This is a genomic window from Acrocarpospora catenulata (assembly GCF_018476525.1).
Taxonomy (GTDB): Bacteria; Actinomycetota; Actinomycetes; order Streptosporangiales; family Streptosporangiaceae; genus Acrocarpospora; species Acrocarpospora catenulata.
This window is the reverse complement of the sequence record NZ_JAHCST010000006.1, coordinates 63,828-80,297: the sequence shown is the minus strand read 5'-3', so window position 1 is coordinate 80,297 and position 16,470 is coordinate 63,828. Positions and strand designations below refer to the sequence as shown.

At 70.3% G+C, this 16,470-nt stretch carries 14 protein-coding genes; 6 read left to right on the top strand and 8 right to left on the bottom strand.

All coding sequences use genetic code 11. The annotated features are described in order from the left end of the window. Nucleotides 1–63: 63 nt before the first annotated feature. From KIP79_RS08210 to KIP79_RS08180, 7 genes are read right to left on the bottom strand one after another with little or no spacing between them, the layout of a single operon-like run. Nucleotides 64–1,527: a hydrogenase large subunit gene (locus KIP79_RS08210; RefSeq protein ID WP_308169620.1), complete on the bottom strand. Its 1,464-nt coding sequence runs from the start codon at nt 1,525–1,527 to the stop codon at nt 64–66. Next, entirely contained in the window at nt 1,524–3,002 is a 1,479-nt protein-coding gene (locus KIP79_RS08205; RefSeq protein WP_214104085.1) for a proton-conducting transporter transmembrane domain-containing protein, read from the bottom strand. The genes KIP79_RS08210 and KIP79_RS08205 overlap by 4 nt, the downstream gene beginning before the upstream one ends. Next, nucleotides 3,002–3,661 carry a hypothetical protein gene (locus tag KIP79_RS08200; RefSeq protein ID WP_214104084.1) on the bottom strand — a complete coding sequence of 220 codons (660 nt, stop codon included), beginning with the start codon at nt 3,659–3,661 and terminating at the stop codon, nt 3,002–3,004. Before KIP79_RS08200 ends, KIP79_RS08205 begins: the two co-directional genes overlap by 1 nt. 12 nt (nt 3,662–3,673) lie before the next feature. Beyond that, nucleotides 3,674–4,618, bottom strand: coding sequence for a respiratory chain complex I subunit 1 family protein (locus tag KIP79_RS08195; RefSeq protein WP_308169619.1), 945 nt, complete (start codon nt 4,616–4,618; stop codon nt 3,674–3,676). After that, nucleotides 4,615–6,675 carry a proton-conducting transporter transmembrane domain-containing protein gene (locus KIP79_RS08190; RefSeq protein ID WP_214104083.1) on the bottom strand — a complete coding sequence of 687 codons (2,061 nt, stop codon included), beginning with the start codon at nt 6,673–6,675 and terminating at the stop codon, nt 4,615–4,617. Before KIP79_RS08190 ends, KIP79_RS08195 begins: the two co-directional genes overlap by 4 nt. After that, on the bottom strand, nt 6,672–7,151 hold the full coding sequence (locus tag KIP79_RS08185) for an NADH-quinone oxidoreductase subunit B family protein (protein WP_214104082.1): 480 nt from the start codon (nt 7,149–7,151) through the stop codon (nt 6,672–6,674). The genes KIP79_RS08190 and KIP79_RS08185 overlap by 4 nt, the downstream gene beginning before the upstream one ends. Then, on the bottom strand, nt 7,148–7,510 hold the full coding sequence (locus KIP79_RS08180; protein ID WP_214104081.1) for an ArsR/SmtB family transcription factor: 363 nt from the start codon (nt 7,508–7,510) through the stop codon (nt 7,148–7,150). Before KIP79_RS08180 ends, KIP79_RS08185 begins: the two co-directional genes overlap by 4 nt. A gap of 374 nt (nt 7,511–7,884) precedes the next feature. On the opposite strand from KIP79_RS08180, the gene KIP79_RS08175 reads away from it, so the two are divergent. The 3 genes from KIP79_RS08175 (at nt 7,885) to KIP79_RS08165 (ending at nt 9,618) form a co-directional block, all read left to right on the top strand. Then, a complete protein-coding gene (locus KIP79_RS08175) occupies nt 7,885–8,244 on the top strand; it encodes an AMP-binding protein (RefSeq protein ID WP_214104080.1) in 360 nt (119 codons plus the stop codon). A gap of 2 nt (nt 8,245–8,246) precedes the next feature. Then, nucleotides 8,247–8,756, top strand: a complete 510-nt coding sequence (locus KIP79_RS50010; RefSeq protein WP_372453534.1) for an SDR family oxidoreductase — start codon at nt 8,247–8,249, stop codon at nt 8,754–8,756. Between the two features lie 145 nt (nt 8,757–8,901). Then, complete coding sequence (locus KIP79_RS08165; protein WP_214104078.1) at nt 8,902–9,618, top strand: nitroreductase; 717 nt, start codon at nt 8,902–8,904, stop codon at nt 9,616–9,618. A gap of 513 nt (nt 9,619–10,131) precedes the next feature. On the opposite strand, the gene KIP79_RS08160 is transcribed toward KIP79_RS08165, so the two are convergent. Beyond that, a complete protein-coding gene (locus KIP79_RS08160; protein ID WP_214104077.1) occupies nt 10,132–11,268 on the bottom strand; it encodes an FAS1-like dehydratase domain-containing protein in 1,137 nt (378 codons plus the stop codon). 689 nt (nt 11,269–11,957) lie between these two features. Between KIP79_RS08160 and KIP79_RS08155 the strand changes: the two genes are divergently transcribed. The 3 genes from KIP79_RS08155 to KIP79_RS08145 all read left to right on the top strand — a co-directional run bounded on the left by KIP79_RS08155 (nt 11,958) and on the right by KIP79_RS08145 (nt 16,460). Further along, nucleotides 11,958–12,881 carry a MarR family transcriptional regulator gene (locus KIP79_RS08155; RefSeq protein ID WP_214104076.1) on the top strand — a complete coding sequence of 308 codons (924 nt, stop codon included), beginning with the start codon at nt 11,958–11,960 and terminating at the stop codon, nt 12,879–12,881. An 88-nt stretch (nt 12,882–12,969) separates the two neighbouring features. After that, nucleotides 12,970–15,288, top strand: a complete 2,319-nt coding sequence (locus KIP79_RS08150) for a CaiB/BaiF CoA transferase family protein (protein ID WP_214104075.1) — start codon at nt 12,970–12,972, stop codon at nt 15,286–15,288. A 23-nt stretch (nt 15,289–15,311) separates the two neighbouring features. Continuing rightward, a complete protein-coding gene (locus KIP79_RS08145) occupies nt 15,312–16,460 on the top strand; it encodes a CaiB/BaiF CoA transferase family protein (RefSeq protein ID WP_214104074.1) in 1,149 nt (382 codons plus the stop codon). Nucleotides 16,461–16,470: the final 10 nt, after the last annotated feature.

Here is a 16,470-nt window from a genome sequence, read left to right as displayed (position 1 = left end):
GGTCCCGAAAGGATCGTCTTTCGTACTCATAGCCGCCGGCGGACCCGAAGGAGCCCACGCTGATCACAGGTCGTTGCCCGCGTAGGACAGGTTGAAGCTCTTGTTGACCAGCGGGAAGTCGGGCACGATGGCGCCGCGCAGCGCCACCGGCAGGGCGGGCCAGTTGAAGAACGACGGATCGACGATCTTCACGTGGGCCAGCGTGCCGTCCGCGCCGAGTTCCACCCGGTGCACGATGGTGCCGCGCCAGCCCTCGACGATGCCCACTCCGGTGCCCTGCGGGCCGGTCGCGGGCACGGTGGCGGGCGGGCGGTCCAGCAGGCGGGCGATCAGCTCGATCGAGGCGGCGATCTCCCGTACCCGGACCTGGAACCTGGCCAGCACGTCCCCGCCGCTCTCGACGGCGGGCGGGAACGCCCCGAGGTCCAGGGTGGGATGGTCGCGGCGGGCGTCCACGTCCAGGCCGCTGGCCCGCGCGACGTACCCGAGCGTGCCGAGGTCCTTGGCGGCCTGCGCGCCGAGGACCGCGGTGCCGGTGAAACGGTCGGCGACCACCTTGTGCCCGAGGGCCAGCGCGGCGATCTCGGCGACGTCGGCCCCGATCTCCCGCAGCTGGGCGGGGTCGGGCAGCGACCGCAGCTTCACCTCGCCGACCGAGACCGCCTCGCGCAGCAGCCGGTGGCCCGTGACCTCCGCGTTGATCCGCAGGAGCCGCTCCCGGACCCGCCCGGCCTGGGCGTGCAGGATCGAGTGGGCGACGTCGTTGCAGAGCGCGCCAAGGTCGGTGACGTGGTTGTAGAGCCGTTCCAGCTCCAGCAGCACCGCCCGCCTCGCCTGGGCCTCCGGCTCCACGGTCACGCCCAGCGCCTCCTCCACGGCCAGGCAGTACGCCAGCGCGTGCCCGAGTGAGGTGTCGCCGCTGACGCGCTCGGCCAGCGGGAGCCCGTCGGCGACGGCGCGGCCCCGGAACAGCTTCTCGATGCCCCGGTGCACGAACCACAGGCGGGCCTTGAGCTTGATGATGGATTCGCCCACCACCGAGAACCGGAAGTGTCCCGGCTCGATCAGCCCGGCGTGCACCGGCCCGACCGGGATCTCGAACGCGCCGGGGCCTGCCACGGTCACGAACGGGAAGGGCCCCTCCGGATCGCCGAAGGAGGGCGGCGGGCCCGCGTCGGCGCGCATCGGATACCAGCCGCGCGGCCAGTGGTGGTGGCGGACGAGACGGCGCGGCAACGGGTGGTCGAGCGGGGTCACGCCGTACAGGTCGCGCACCTCGCGCTCGAAGCGCCCGGCCGGGAAGGAGAGCCCGGCCAGGCTGGGGACGGCCGGGTTCTCGAACGGCACCAGCAGCCGCAGTTCGCTGCGCCGGTCGGGGTCCGCGGCCGTGAACAGGTAGACCAGGCCGAATCCGCGGGCCTGCTCGTGCGCGGACACCAGCGCCAGCCGGTACCCGTCGCCCAGCAGCCGCTCCGCCTCCCCCGGCAGGTCGCGGGGGCGGATCTCGGTGACGGTGCGGATGCTCACGGGGCGACTCCGGTGGCGATGGCGGCGGCCGAACCCAGCAGGTCGCCCAGCGGGCCGAGGGTGATCCCCAGCACCGCGCACACGCCCAGCGCGGCCACCAGCGGGATGGCGCCCCGATCCACCCGATCTGTCCGATCTCCCGGCTCCGACGACCGGCCGAGCAGCATCAGCAGGGCGTGCCGCCCGACGGCGGCCACGATGACCAGCATCAGGGCGAACGCGGCCACGATCACCCAGCCGAGCCCGGCGCCGAACCCCGCCCTGGCGATGCCGAGCTCGCTGGCGAACAGGCTGAACGGCGGCATGCCCAGCAGTGCCAGCAGGCCCACCCCGAACGCGCCGCCCAGCAGGGGCGCGCGCGCGGCCAGGCCGCGCACCGACTCGATCCGGCTGTTGCCCGCCGCCCGCTGGATGTGGCCCGACCCGAGGAACAGAGCCGACTTGGCCAGCCCGTGCCCGAGGATGTGCAGCAGCACCGCGCCGAGCGCCAGCGCGCCGCCGACCGCCGCGCCCAGCGCCAGCAGCCCCATGTGCTCGATGCTGGAGTAGGCCAGCAGCCGCTTGAAGTCCCGCTGGGCGAGCAGCAGCGCCGCCGCCACCGCGAGCGAGGCCAGCGCGGCGGCCACCAGCAGCACGCGGGTGAACTGCGGGCCGAGCGCCTGGTCGGCGACCACCTTGACGCGCAGGATGGCGTAGAAGGCGACCGCCAGCAGCACGCCCGACATCAGCGCCGACACCGGCGCCGGGGCCTGGCTGTGCGCGTCGGGCAGCCAGGCGTGCATGGGCGCCAGACCCGCCTTGGTCCCGAACCCGAGCAGGAGCAGCAGCACGGCCAGCCGGGTCACCCCCGGGTCCAGCGCGGTGGCCCGCTCGGCCAGCAGGGCCAGGTCCAGGCCCTCGCCCTCGCCGAGCCCGGCGTGCAGGGCCGCGAAGTACAGCAGCACGATGCCCAGCAGCGCGAGACCGATGCCCACCGAGCAGATGACCACGTACTTCCAGGCCGCTTCGGTGGCCTTGCGGGTGTGCCGGTGCCCGACCAGGAACGCGGTCACGATCGTGGTGGCCTCGACCGCCACCCACACCAGGCCCAGGCTGGCCGCCAGCACCGCCAGCGCCATCGCCGCCAGGAAGAGCTGGGTGAACACCCCGTACCTGCGGGCCAGCACCGCCGCCCGCGGCCCGGTCCTGTCCGCCAGGTACCCCGGCCCGGCCAACATCGCCGGCAACGCCACCGCGCCGATCACGATCAGCATGTACGCGCTGAGCGCGTCCACCCGCAGCAGCCCCCAGCACCCCGTCAGGGCCGGTTTCCCGGTGACGGCGACCGCCAGGCCGACCGCGGCGGCCAGCAGCAGGGCCGCGGCCACCGCCCCCAGCCACGCGGTCCTGCGGGTCCACCCGAAGACGGCGTACACCGCCGCGGCCAGCAGGGGAACCCCGGCGGGCGCGGCCACCAGCAGCTCGCTCGCGCGCATCAGTCGTGCAACTCCCGCAACTCGTCCAGGTCGGTGCCGCCGAAGGAGGCGCGGATCCGGTTGGTCAGCACGTACAGCACCAGGATGGCCAGCAGCACGTCCAGGGAGACGCCCAGCTCCACCACCAGGGGCACCCCGCTGGTGGTCAGGAAGGCGGTGGCGGTGATCGCGTTGTCCATCAGCAGGAAGCCCACCACCTGCGACAGTGCCCGCCGCCGGGTGACCAGCACAAAGAATCCGACCAGCAGCACGGTCAGCGCCACCGGCACCGCCCGGGTGGCCGGGCTGGGCGCCAGCTCGGTGAGCGGGCGGGAGATCGCGTACGCCAGCATCGCCAGCGCGGCGGCCACCACCAGCGACGCCGACACGTTCACCAGCGGCCGGGTCTCCCGGTCCTCGCCCCCGGCCGCCAGCGCCCTGGCCATCAGGTACGGCAACAGCCCCGCGCGCAGCGCCCCGACGCCGATCCCGACCAGGGCGAGTTCGAGGTCGCCCTGGTGGGCCGCGAGCACGCCGATCACGGCGGCCAGGGCCAGGCCCTGCAGGGCGAACAGCCGGATGACGGCGCGCAGGTCACGCCGCCAGAGCACCATCACGCCCGTGAGCAGGAAGGCGCCACAGGCCAGGTACAGCAGTTCGGTATACGTGAGATCAGGCATTCATCACACCAGTCAGACCAGGAAGTAGGAGGCGGCGACCGCCAGCAGTGCCATCAGGAAGGAGCCGGCCAGCAGTTCGGGGATGCGGAACAGCCGCAACTTGGCCATGAACACCTCGCCTGCGGCCAGTGCCACGCCGAGCACGGTCACCTTGACGACGACCACGATCGCGGCTACCAGCAGGCCCAGTGCCCCGGCCCCGGCGGTGGCGATCCCCCACGGCGCGAACAGCCCGGCCAGCAGGCCGAGCAGCAGGGTGAGCCGCATCGCCGACGCCCACTCGATCAGCGCCAGGTCGGGCCCGGCGTACTCCAGGATCATCGCCTCGTGGATCATCGTGAGTTCCAGGTGGGTGGCCGGGTTGTCCACCGGGATCCGCCCCGACTCGGCGATCGACACGATCGCCAGGGCCACCGCCGCGAGCAGGGTGACCGGCGAGAGCAGCGACAGCCAGTTCGCCTCGGCGGCCGCCACCAGTTCGCCCAGGTTGGTGGATCCGGCCGGGATGGACAGCGCGAACACCGACACCAGGATGGTCGGCTCGACCAGCGCCAGCACCGTCACCTCGCGGCTGGCCCCCATCCCGCCGAAGGCCGTCCCGGTGTCCAGCCCCGCCAGCGCCAGCGCCACCGAACCGAGCGCCAGCAACGCGGTCACCGCGAACAGGTCCGCGACCCCGTCCAGCGGCGACTCCGTGGTCACCAGCGGCACCACCGCCGCCACCACCAGCGCCGTGCCCGCCAGCACCATCGGCGCCGCCCGGAACACCCACCCGGTCCCGGCCGGAGTGATCGCCTGCTTCCGCATCAGCTTCCGCAGATCCCGCCACGGCTGCCATAGCCCGGCTCCCGCCCGGCCCTCCAGCCTGGCCCTGACCTGCCGCATCACGCCCACCAGCAGCGGCGACCCGACAGCCACGAGCAACACCTGAAGCACGACCCCGGCCACACCGGTCACCAGATCACCGCCAGCACCACCAGCGCGCCGGTCAGCGCGCAGAAACCGTAGGCCAGGTACCGGTGCACGCTGCCGTTGGCCAGCCGCCGGGCCACCCCGCCCGCGGCGGCCGCGGCGGCCACCAGCGGATCGTAGAGGCGGCGCTCGATCCGGTCGGGCACGCGGGTCTGGAAGCTCACCCGCTCCACCAGGTAGGCCGACTCCCTGGCGGGTGTCACGTCCACATCGCTCTCCGGGGCCAGCACGTCGTCGAACACCCGCTGCAGCGGCTCGGCGAACGACGTCGCCGTGTACTCCATGCGCGGCGACATCGGCCCCAGCCCGCAGTCCCACAGCCGGGCCGCCCGGCGGGCCCGCCGGGCCATCGCCGCCCGCGCCAGCCCCAGCACGGCGACGACCGCCACCAGCAGCGACACCGCGATCAGCGTCGGCGACACCGTGCTCAGGCCCGCGTCCACCCGCAGGGTCACGTCCTGGACGCTCACCCCGAAATCACCGGTCAGCGCCACGACGGCCGGGGCCAGCGCCGGCAGGATCAGCGCCGGAGCCAGCGCGAGCGCCACACAGCACCCGGCGGCCAGCCCCATCCCGCCCACCATCGATCGCGGGCTCTCGACCGCCCGCTCGGCGTCCGCGCTGCGGGGCCGCGCCAGGAACCCCACTCCGAACGCCTTCACGAACGTCGCCACCGCCAGCCCGGCCGACAACGCGATACCCGCGACCGCCGCCGGCATCAGCACCGCCCCGGCCAGCCCCGCGCCGGACCCCGACTGGATCAGACTCTGCAACAGGAGCCACTCGCTCACGAACGCGTTCCCCGGCGGCAACGCCGACGCGCACAACGCCCCAACCGCGAACAGCCCCGCCGTGTACGGCATGCGCTCGCGCAACCCGCCCAGCGCGTCCAGATCGCGACTGCCCGTGGCCCGCAGCACCGAACCGGCGGCCAGGAACAGCACCGTCTTGAACGCCGAGTGGTTGACCATGTGCAGCAACGCCGCCGCCAGCGCCAGCCCCGCCAGCGCCCCGGAACCCCCGGCCGCGAAGAATCCCGCCGCACCCGTCCCGATCAGCACCAAACCAATGTTCTCTGTCGTGGAGTAGCCGAGCAGGCGCTTCAGGTCCGTGGCCACGACGGCCTGGAGGATTCCGTACAGGGCGGACAGCACTCCTGCCGTCAGCACGACCAGCCACCACCACGCGGGCCCGCCGCCGAGCAGATCGAACCCGACCCGCAGGATGCCGTAAACACCCATGTTCACCATGGCGGCGCTCATCAGCGCGGACACATGACTGGGCGCCTCAGGATGGGCTCTCGGCAGCCACACGTGCAACGGCACGATGCCCGCCTTGGCGGCGAATCCCGCGAACGTCGCCAGGAACACCGCCGACCGGGTGCCCGGGTCAACCGCCGCGACCCGCAGCTGCTCAAAGGAGTCCCCGCCCGCTGCCGCGACGAACGCCAGCAACCCACACAAGATCGCGACGAACCCCAGGTGGGTCATCACCGCGTACCAGACCGCCGCCTCCCGCACCGCCTCCCGCTGCCGGTGCTCGGCCATCACCAGCAACAACGAGGTGATGGCCATCAACTCCCAGGCCAGCAGCAGCGTGCTCACGCTGTCGGCCGCCGGGACGAGCAGCAGCGATCCCACGAACAACGGCACCATGGCCTGGGTGATACGCCCATCCAGCGCATGCCCCCCGTGCCCGCCCGCATCGTCTCCGCCCTGGCCGCGGTCGCGTCCGCCCGCTGTGTAGCCCGCGCCGTACAGGGCCGCGCAGACAGTGACCGCGCCGGTGACGGCGACGAACACGCCGGCCAGCGAGTCGAGGGCCAGCCGGACGCCGGCCAGGGGCAGCAGATCGGGCAGCCAGACCTGCCAGCCGCCGTCGCCGATCGCGGCCACCCCCGCGACGGCCGCGAGCGCCCCCGCGACAGCCGTGATCACGCCGGTCACCGCCGGACGCCGGCGCGCCGGGACGAGCAGCGCGGCCAACGCGGCCAGCGCGCAGGCGCACAACGCCGCCACGAAGCAGACAGCCACGAGGTTCATCGGCCGGTCATCCGCCGCAACGCATCGACGATCACCTGCGGCTCCGGCGGGCAGCCGGGCACCTCCAGATCGACGGGCACCACGTCACTCACCGCGCCCACCACGCCGTACGCCTCCGCGAAGACGCCGCAGTTCCGGGCGCAGTCCCCCAATGCCACCACCAACCGCGGCTCGGGCACCGCTTCGTACGTGCGCCGGAGCGCCACTTCCATGTTCCGCGTCACCGGGCCCGTCACCAGCAGCGCGTCGGCATGCCGCGGCGAGGCGACCAGCCGGGCGCCATACCTCTCCGCGTCATAAACCGGGCCGAACGCCGAAGCGATCTCAACCTCGCACCCGTTGCACGAGCCCGCGTCCACATGCCTGATCTGCACGGACCCGCCCAGCTCGGCCGCTGCCGGCAGGTCCTTCCCCTCGCGCTCGGGAACAGGCTCCGCCACCCGCCCCGTCTTCCTGATCTTCCGTAGCAAGCTCACACCGAACTCCCAGATCCACCCGCGGACGGGGCTTCGGACTCGCGCAACTCGGCCAGCAGTTCCTCCTGCCCCGCGATGAGGTCCGCCAGAATGGTGCGCGCCACCTTCAGCAGATTGACCACCTCGTCGCTGCTCAGCGCGTACATGACCGTGGACCCCTCGCGGCTGGACACCACGATCCCCGTCCGCCGCAACACGGCCAGCTGCTGCGACAGGTTGCTGGCCTCCACGTTCAGATTGGCCAGCAGCTCCCGCACCGGCAGCGGCCCGGCCTGCAACAGCTCCAGCACCCGAATCCGCACCGGGTGCCCCAGCGTACGGAAGAAGTCCGCCTTCGCTTGATAAAGCGGTACAGGCACCTCCCACTCCTTCCGCTCCGGGAACTCCAACCCGAACCCATCATGTAGGCAATTGAAGAATTCTTCAAGTCGCAAACAACGCAACCACCTTACCGGCGATCCAGGTCGCCGCTTTTCGACAGCGTCCATGTCGGCTGCGTGCGGCAGGAGCGCTCGGATGACGAGCCGGATCGCAGGTCGAGCGCCCGGGCCTGCGCGGGCGCGGTACAGCATGGAGCGCCTCATCAGGAGCGCGACTCCGATCGCGGCTTCGCCGTCGCAGGCGGCGCGGCCGGGTTCGGCGGTGGACGACTTCAGCGAGATCGCGCGACAAGCACTCGACGACGTGCAAGCATCTACAGCCTTCTGCTGACGCGGCGACCGCCTTGAACAGGTTGGAGACCCTCGTTGGGGGCGCGCGGGGCGCACGCGAGCTCAACTACACGACCCACGTTTTCCGCGACCGCGACCCCGGCGCGGTGGCCGTCGTCGAGGTGACCGAGGACGGCCGGTTCACCGAGATCACCTGGGCGGAGCTGGAACGGCGGACGGCGGCGGTGGCCGGCTGGCTGCGATCACAAGGTGTGCGGCAGGGCGACCGGGTCGCCGGCTACCTGCCCAACGCCGGTTCGGCGATAGCCGCGTTTCTCGCGACCGCGAGCCTGCTCATGTTCGTCTTCATGGCGCTGGCGATGCTGAGGAGGCGTGCGGAGTACATGCTCCACCCGATCCGCATCGGCCTTAGGCGTAGGTAGCCATGGCATCCAAGTCGGCTCTGGCCGGATGGACACCAACGTCATCTCGGCCGGGCGCTTCATGTCACTCCGGACGCATGCCTCCCTATACGGTCACGGTGTTCGGTGCGACCGGTAAGACCGGCCGCCATGTCACCCGGCTGGCAGCGGCCGTGGGATGGCGGGTGCGAGCGGCCGGAAGGAGCCCTTCCGGACACGGCGAATGGGTTCCCTTCCACTGGGACGACGAGGACACCTGGACAGCCGCGTCCTCCGGCAGCGACGCCGCGTACTTCGTGATTCCCTACAGCCATCCCGGCGCGCCGGAGAAAGCTCCGCGGCTGCTGGAGACCATCGCGGTGGTGGGAGTCGACACGATCGTCCTGCTGTCCACTCTCGATGCCGAAAGGCCCCCGACACCGACCCATCGCGTACGGCGGAACTGGCTCTGCAGAGCCTCCCCGTCACCTCGGCGATTCTGCGCCCGACCTGGTTCATGGACAACTTCATCCTCGGGTCCTTCGCCGCGATGACCGACGCAGGCGAGATCAGGCTCCCGGCTGGCGACGGGCGCGTAGTCGAGAGATAGTTGCTTGATAGTTAGTCAAATAGTTGCTATCTTCGGTGGGTGAGAGCGTTGCCTCAATCACGGTGACCGTCGAATGAGAAGTGCGGAAAATGACACTCAGTTCGGATGTAAAACTTGTGGAGGACCTTGGCGACGCGCGGGTGTTGAGGCGGCTGCTGGACAGGCGCTTCAGCTGTCGCGCCTTTCTCGATACCCAGGTTCCGCGGGAAGCGATTCTGCGGATTCTTGATACGGCACAGCGGACCGCGTCCTGGTGTAATTCGCAGCCATGGCAGGTTATCGTCACCTCGGGCGAAGAGACTGAGTCATTCCGGCGTAGTCTCATGCGAGGCGCCGCCGAAGTGCGCGGAACATACGATGTGCCGCCGCCTGGCCGCTACGAGGGACCTTACAAAGAGCGGCGGCGACGGTCCGGATATGCCCTCTACGACAGTCTCGGCATCACCCGCGAAGACTCCGAGGGCCGGATGCGTCAGGCATTCGAGAATTACCGACTGTTCGGCGCGCCGCACGTCGCGATCGTGACCAGCGAAGCCCAACTCGGTCCTTACGGGTACGTGGACTGCGGGGCTTACGTCGCCAACTTCCTCCTGGCGGCGGAGAGCCTGGGAGTCGCGACCATCGCGCAGGCGTCGATCGCGAACTTTTCGAATGTGGTGCGTGCGCACTTTGATATCCCGGCCGAGCGGCACGTGGTGTGCGGTATCTCCTTCGGCTACGCCGACACCGAGCACCCGGTCAACGCGTTCCGTACCGAGCGGGCGACCATAGCGGAAGCCATCGAGTTCCGCGGCTTCGGCGACTGAACCCCCGGCTGTGCTCGGCACAGCCGGCGGAGCGCCCGGGAGGCGGCTGCGAGCAGCCTGTCGCCCGGGCAGATCGTCGTTCAGCCACTGAGCCATTGTCTTGTCGCCCACGTCCCGGCGAAGAAGAAACGCCACCAGCACATCTACAACAAACTGCTGCGAGGGCTCGCGGGGTCGGCGAGCGTGCGAACGCTCTGCTCACGGTCACCTTCAAGGCCCTGCGCCGGGTCAGCCTCGATCCCTGGCGCATCGGGAAGATCACCCAGGCGGCACTCGTCCTGCTGCATCACGAACGCGACTGGACCATTTCGGCATCACACAATGCGATCTTCAGTTACTGAAGAACAACTCACTGGGTGTGGCCAGTTGGCCGGTCCGTCTCCTATCGATTGTGAAGCCGGTCAGGCCTGTCTTCTCGCTGCGCGCACGGACGGCCTGGCCGGCTCTGGGTGCGAGCGCTGCCAGGTCGGCCGTGGCGTCGTCACGAGTCAGCGCCGCCTTAACGGTGCGCCGCTACCCGTAGATTCCAGCCTGGGGGGATCGCTCGGCGGCGAAGAGCAGCGAAGGGATCGATTCGGAAAGCTGCGACTCGTTCTCCGGCAGGCGGACGGTGACCTTGGCTGACGCGGTCACCTCGCCCCGCTGGTTGACGTTCTCCGCGACCACGTCGACCAGGGGTGCGCCGGCGTCGTCGCGGTACTTCTTCTCGACCCGTCCACGGATGGTGTTGGTATCGCCGACGAGGTTGGGACGCTTGAGGCGGGTCTCGCCGTAACGGAGGGCCCCGTGATCCCCGGCCCAGTCCGACACCGCCTGGATCAGCCAGCAGGAGCGCTGGGGGCCGAAGTCGAAGGACGTCGCCTGTGCCCTGCTCGATCGTGCGTACTCGGGGTCGGCCCGGCCGCCCGCGCCCATGTCGATCGTCCCCTCGTCGACCTCTCGCGAGCGATTGCCGCCGAGCGCCAGGTGGGCGAACATGTACAGCTCGGTGGTGGTGTAGGTGCCCTTCGGAAGGTCGGGGATCTCTTCGCCGTCCCGCACGTCGGTCCAGTACCTCGGCTCGGCGCCGCGGCGTTCGCGCTTCCATACCAGCGGGTCCGGGGCGACTTTGCCGCCCTGCTCGGCGACCGCCGACTCGACGGGCCGGGCCTGGTTCACGAAACGCAGCATGTCGTTCTCGAGGCGGGCGACGAGTTCGCCGCGCGAGTTCCAGTACTCGGTCTGCCCGGTGCAGATCAGAGCGGCGCCGGTCTGGCGCATTTCGACGCGCTTGATGCCGATCGGTGTTTCGATGGCGCGCACTTTGTCGCCCAGCCAGATGGGCCGGTACCAGTGGACCCTGTTACCGATGTAGAGAATCGTGAGGTCGGACATCGAGACGCGACTCTCCGGAATGTGCCCCCAGATGGAGGCGCTCGCGCCGAAATCGACCGAGAAGATGAACGCGGGTGACGCGGTCAATTCATGGTAGCGTCCCCCGGCGGCATATTCCGCGTCCCGGAAGAGGGGATTGAAGTCTCCCGCGCCGGTCCCGAAGCGGTACAGCCACTCCTCGGTCACCTTCCGCCACGGCCGCGGGTGCATCGGCTCGCCCAAGCCCTGCTGGTATTCGTGCTCGAATTCCTCAAGTGTCTTGATTTTGTCCGTCACGGTGTTCCTTTCACGAGACCTGCGCGGGCTTGTCAGCGCCACGGCGAGGAGTGTGCCGCCGTGTTCACGCGGGCGTACGCGTTACGGAAGCATCCGACGCGGGTCCGCAAGCGTTCACGACCGTCTACCCGCCGATGGCGGGCCATCTGGATCTCGCGAGCGGACGAGTCGGCCGCGCGTTGGCCGTGCGGCATCACGAGAGGCAGCCTAAGCTATATGCATGCTAGTAGGCAACTAATTTAGGCGCGCTGGACCTTCAGGCGGCGTGCGGTCGGCCGGGGGCGGCAGGGAGCGCGTCCGGTACGCGGCGCGCGGCATCGAGGCGCGAGATCGTGAAGCTCGTGCCGTGTGAAGGCGGCGCGCAGAGTGATAGGCCGCAGGTTTCGCACGTTCTGGGCGGTCGTCCATTGGTGTAACGCCGCGAAGGCGACCGGAAACGCCGGTGTAATCAGACCGACCCCCGACGGCTCGGCCGTCGGGGCTACTCTGGCGAAAAAGTTGCGTGAAAGAGGGCAATGATTCACGATGGTAGGGTGACCGGAGGACCGACGAGTGCGCCGCAGACCCGGAGCACGACCATGCGTGCCGGCAACCCGGTGGTGCGGCTCCTGCATTTTCTCGCGCTCAGCGCTCGTCCGGTGAGCAGACAATCGGAGCGATTGCGGGAAAGCACCGGATATCCCATCACAATGGCTGACCTCCGGGCGATTCAAATCCTGCTCGTGGACGAGCCGATGGCCATCGGCCGGGTCGCCTCCGAACTCGGGGTCAATTTCTCCCGGGCCAGCCGGCATGTCGCCAGTCTGGAGGCGCTGGGGCTGGTCGAGAGGTTTCCCGGTGTCACCGACGGCCGCAGCAGCCGGGTGCGCGCCACGGCACATGGCCGGGAGGCCGCCGACGCCTGGCAGCGCGTCTGGCTCGCCGACTACATCGCCGTCGTCGCAGGCTGGCCGGTGGCGGACATCGAGGAGTTCGGCGGCCTCATCGCGGATCTGCTGCCGCGGCTGCGCACGCGGTTACGGCAGCGGATCCCGGAACAGATCGACTCCTACGACATCGACCCCTGGAAGCCGGATCCCCAGGTCCACGCGGCACTCACCAGGACCATCCCGCTGATCCTGGTGTTCCTGAGGTGGGCCGGCGCCTTCGCCACCAGCGCCGCCAGTACGCGTGCCGTGCTGGCGGCCGCCCAGTCGCCGATCGCCCAGCAGCCGCTGGTCGCCCTGCGCGTCATCAGCAGGCACGGCCCGGTGGACGTGACCGAGCTCGGGCGGAGGATCAACCTGGACACCTCGCGGACCAGCCGGCGGGTCAGGCAGCTCGAAGAAAACGAACTCATTATTCGTGCCGATGACACGCTGGACGCCCGGCGTAAACGCATCAAGATAAGCCGAAAGGGCACCGCGTTGATTCGCCGGGTCGACGAATGCGAATTCGCCCCGTTCGCCGACGCGATGTCGATGTGGGAATCGGCGAAAAGTAGGCGGTTCCTGGATCTGTGCGCGGGATTCCTCGACGGGCTGCTCGCGCTGCCAGGCCACGTGTTCCCGGGAACCGGAGCCCTGGCGTCCACGGTCGGGGCCGAAGCCACCGAAACCATGATCCCAAACTAGTTGCCTGACTGCAGTTAAATTTGTTAGGCTCTGGCCGTCACCAGCCCTCGGCGCCGGTCGACGGCGCCCGGAACCTGTGGAGCGGCTGATGCTGGATGGCCTTCGCGTCGTCGAGTTCGCAACCAATATCGCCGGGCCGTACTGCGGCAAGCTCCTGCACGACGCGGGAGCCGACGTCGTCAAGGCGGAAGGGGCCTCCGGAGATCCGCTACGGCGGTGGACCCACGTCGATGTGGATATCACCGGGGACTCCGCGCTGTTCCGTTTCATCAACGCGGGGAAGCGGTCCGTCCTCGGCTCGTTCCCCGACGCGGCCGTCGGCGACCTGGTCGCCACGGCCGACCTGGTCATCGAGTCCGGGGAGCTCGACGACGCGGCTATCCGCGAGATCAGGTCGAAGCATCCGCGCGTACACGTCCTGTCCATCACCCCGTTCGGCAGGACCGGTCCCTGGCGGGACCGGCCGGTCAACGAGTTCACGTTGCAGGCGATGGCCGGATCGACGGGCAGCCGCGGCCTTCCTGGCCGGCCGCCGGTGTTCGCCGGAGGCCGGCTGGGGGAGTTCATCGCCGGCTGCTTCGCCGGCGTGGTGGCCGCGGCGCTGGCCCGCCAGGAGGAGGGCGAGCACGTCGATCTGTCCATGCTTGAGGCCATGTGCTCGACGATGTCGATGCAGATGCCGCTGACGGCGAGCCTGGACGGCCGCCACCCCGGGCCCGAACGCCGCTTCACCTGGTTGCCGTCCAACCACCCCACGGTGGACGGCCACATCGGGCTCTGCACGGCCACCGGACAGATGTTCGCCGATTTCGCCGTTCTGCTGGGCCGGCCGGAGCTCGCCGACGACCCGTCGATTCGCACGCCGGAACGGTTCGCCGAGCTCTCGGCCATCATCGACGAGTGGACGTCGGCGCGTACCGCGGCGGAGATCGAAGAACTCGCCGCGGCGTTCCGCCTGCCTGTCGCGCCCCTCGGCTCGCCGGAGACGCTGACCAAGGTCGGCCACTTCGCCGATCGCGGGGTCTATGTCGACAACGCTGACGGCGGGTTCCGGCAGCCCCGCATTCCGTACCTGGTCGACGGGCGGAACCCGCCGCTGCGGAACCTCGCGTCGCCCGCGCTGGGGGCGCATTCTCGCGACCCGCGATGGTGTCACGCGCCGCGTGCCCGCCGTCAGTCGATCTGCGAGCGGCCGCTTCCGCTCAGCGGTGTGCGGATCGTCGACCTCACCGCTTTCTGGGCCGGTCCTTTCATGACCCAGGTGCTGTCCGTCCTCGGGGCGGAGATCGTCAAGGTGGAGTCGGTGCAGCGGCCGGACGGCATGCGCTTCGCGACTCCGCGGGGGCGGACGCCGACCGACGAACCCTGGTGGGAGTGGGGCGGCCTGTTCCAGGCGTCGAACTGGAACAAGCAGGCGGTCACCCTCAATCTGGCCGATCCGCGCGGCAGGAGCGTCTTCCTCGACCTGGCGGCCGGATTCGACCTGGTCGTCGAGAACTTCTCTCCCCGGGTCATGGACGGCTTCGGCCTCACGGCGGAGGTCCTCAAGGAGCGCAACCCGAGACTCTCCCTGATCCGGATGCCCGCCTTCGGGCTGGAGGGTCCCTGGCGGGACCGCGTGGGCCTCGCCCAGACCATCGAGCAGGCGGCCGGGCCCGCCTGGATGACTGGCTACTCCGACGGGCCGCCGATGATCCTCAAAGGCCCCTGCGACCCGATCGCGGGTCTGCACGCCGCGTTCGCGGCCATCGTCGCCCTCGAACATGTCGATCGCACCGGGGGCGGTGTGTGCGTGGAGGTGCCCATGGTGGAGACGGCGCTCAATGTGTCGGCCGCCCTTGTCGTCGAGTTCGACGCGTACGGGCAGCCGCCGCGCCGGCGCGGCAACCGGGGGCCGCGGACGCTGCTCCAGGGCGTGTTCGCGTGTGGCGCGGACGGCTCCGATGAATGGCTGGCCGTCTCGGCGGAGTCTCGGGACCAGCTGGACGGCATCGGCAAGGTCCTCAAGCTCGCGGGGCTCACCGTTCCGGTCGACGACGCAGCAGCCGACCGGCTGGAGGCGGCGATCGCCCGGGCCTGCCAGGGCCGAGATGTCCGCGAACTGGAGCGGGCCCTCATCCAGGCGGGGGTGCCGGCGGCCCGGGTCTGCGAGCCGTCACGCGTCGACGAGCACGAGCAACACGCCGCCCGCTCATACATCGAGCGTTTTGTGCATCCGCTCGCGGGAGCGCGCGCCACCCTGGGCATGCCGTTCCGGTTCGCGCGCCGGTGGCGGGAACCGTGGCTGCGGTCCGCGCCGCCGCTGCTCGGCGAGCACAACGAGCAGGTGCTGGGCGCGGTCGTGCACGACGGCCTCGCAGATCTCGAACGGGCCGGCGTCGTCGGCCGGAACCCGGTCGGCAGATGACGCACACGGACAGGGAGCCGCCCATGACCTCCACCCCGACGCAGACCTCCGGCACCGGCCCGCTGACCGGGGTGCGGGTCATCGAACTGGGCGGCATCGGGCCCGTGCCCTTCGCCGGGATGATGCTCTCCGACATGGGGGCCGAGGTCATCCAGATCCACCGTCCGGGTGGCGAGAGCCACGTGCGGATCCTGGAGCGGAACCGCCGGTCGATCTGCGTCAACCTCAAACATCCCGATGGCGTCGATCTGGTCATGCGGCTGCTCGATCAGGCGGACATCCTCCTGGAGGGGTTCCGGCCGGGAGTCGCCGAGCGCCTGGGACTCGGGCCGGAGCCCTGCCTGGCCCGCCGGTCGCGGCTGATCTACGGCCGGATGACCGGCTACGGGCAGACGGGGCCGTACGCCTCCGTCGCCGGGCACGATCTCAACTACATCGCGGTGGCCGGTGTGCTGTCGACGATCGGATCGGCCGGCGGGCCGCCGGTGCCGCCGATGAACATCGTGGCCGACTACGGGGGAGCCATGCTGCTGGTGGCCGGCGTCCTGGCGGCCCTGGTCGAGGCGGGACGCTCCGGTATCGGCCAGGTGGTGGACACCGCCATGGTGGACGCCGCGGCGCTGCTCATGGCGCCGTTCTACGACACCGCCGCGAAGGGCCAGTGGGGTCCCCGCGGCACCAACGTGATCGACTCGGGTGCGCATTTCTATCAGGCGTATGAGACCGCAGACGGCCACTACGTGGCGGTCGCCGCCATCGAGCCGCAGTACTACGCGGCGCTGCTGGGGGTGCTCGGTCTCGACGCGGCGACGCTTCCCGCCCAGATGGACAGGGACGCCTGGCCGTGGCTGAAGGCGCGGTTCGCGCAGATTTTCCGGACCAGGACAAGGCCCGAGTGGTGCGCCTCCTTCGATGGCGTCGAGGCGTGTTTCTCTCCGGTCTACACGCCCGCTGAAGCCGTCGAGGCCCCGCATAACGTCGATCGTGGCACGTTCGTCACCATCGACGGCGTGGTCCATCCGGCGCCCGCTCCCCGCTTCAGCCGCACATCGGCCGAGCTGCCCCGTACCGCCCCCGGCATCGGCCAGGACACCGACGCGGTCGTGACCGGCCTGGGTCTCACCGAGGAGGAGGTGCGGGAGCTTCGTGCCGTCGGCGCGATCGGCGGGTGACGCGCATGAC

Bases quoted from the DNA above. Each gene is read 5' to 3' on its own strand.
- KIP79_RS08205 (WP_214104085.1), bottom strand. From the start codon at position 3,002: ATGCGCGCGAGCGAGCTGCTGGTGGCCGCGCCCGCCGGGGTTCCCCTG.
- KIP79_RS08200 (WP_214104084.1), bottom strand. From the start codon at position 3,661: ATGCCTGATCTCACGTATACCGAACTGCTGTACCTGGCCTGTGGCGCC.
- KIP79_RS08190 (WP_214104083.1), bottom strand. From the start codon at position 6,675: ATGAACCTCGTGGCTGTCTGCTTCGTGGCGGCGTTGTGCGCCTGCGCG.
- KIP79_RS50010 (WP_372453534.1), top strand. From the start codon at position 8,247: ATGGCATCCAAGTCGGCTCTGGCCGGATGGACACCAACGTCATCTCGG.
- KIP79_RS08165 (WP_214104078.1), top strand. From the start codon at position 8,902: ATGACACTCAGTTCGGATGTAAAACTTGTGGAGGACCTTGGCGACGCG.
- KIP79_RS08155 (WP_214104076.1), top strand. From the start codon at position 11,958: ATGGCTGACCTCCGGGCGATTCAAATCCTGCTCGTGGACGAGCCGATG.
- KIP79_RS08150 (WP_214104075.1), top strand. From the start codon at position 12,970: ATGCTGGATGGCCTTCGCGTCGTCGAGTTCGCAACCAATATCGCCGGG.
- KIP79_RS08145 (WP_214104074.1), top strand. From the start codon at position 15,312: ATGACCTCCACCCCGACGCAGACCTCCGGCACCGGCCCGCTGACCGGG.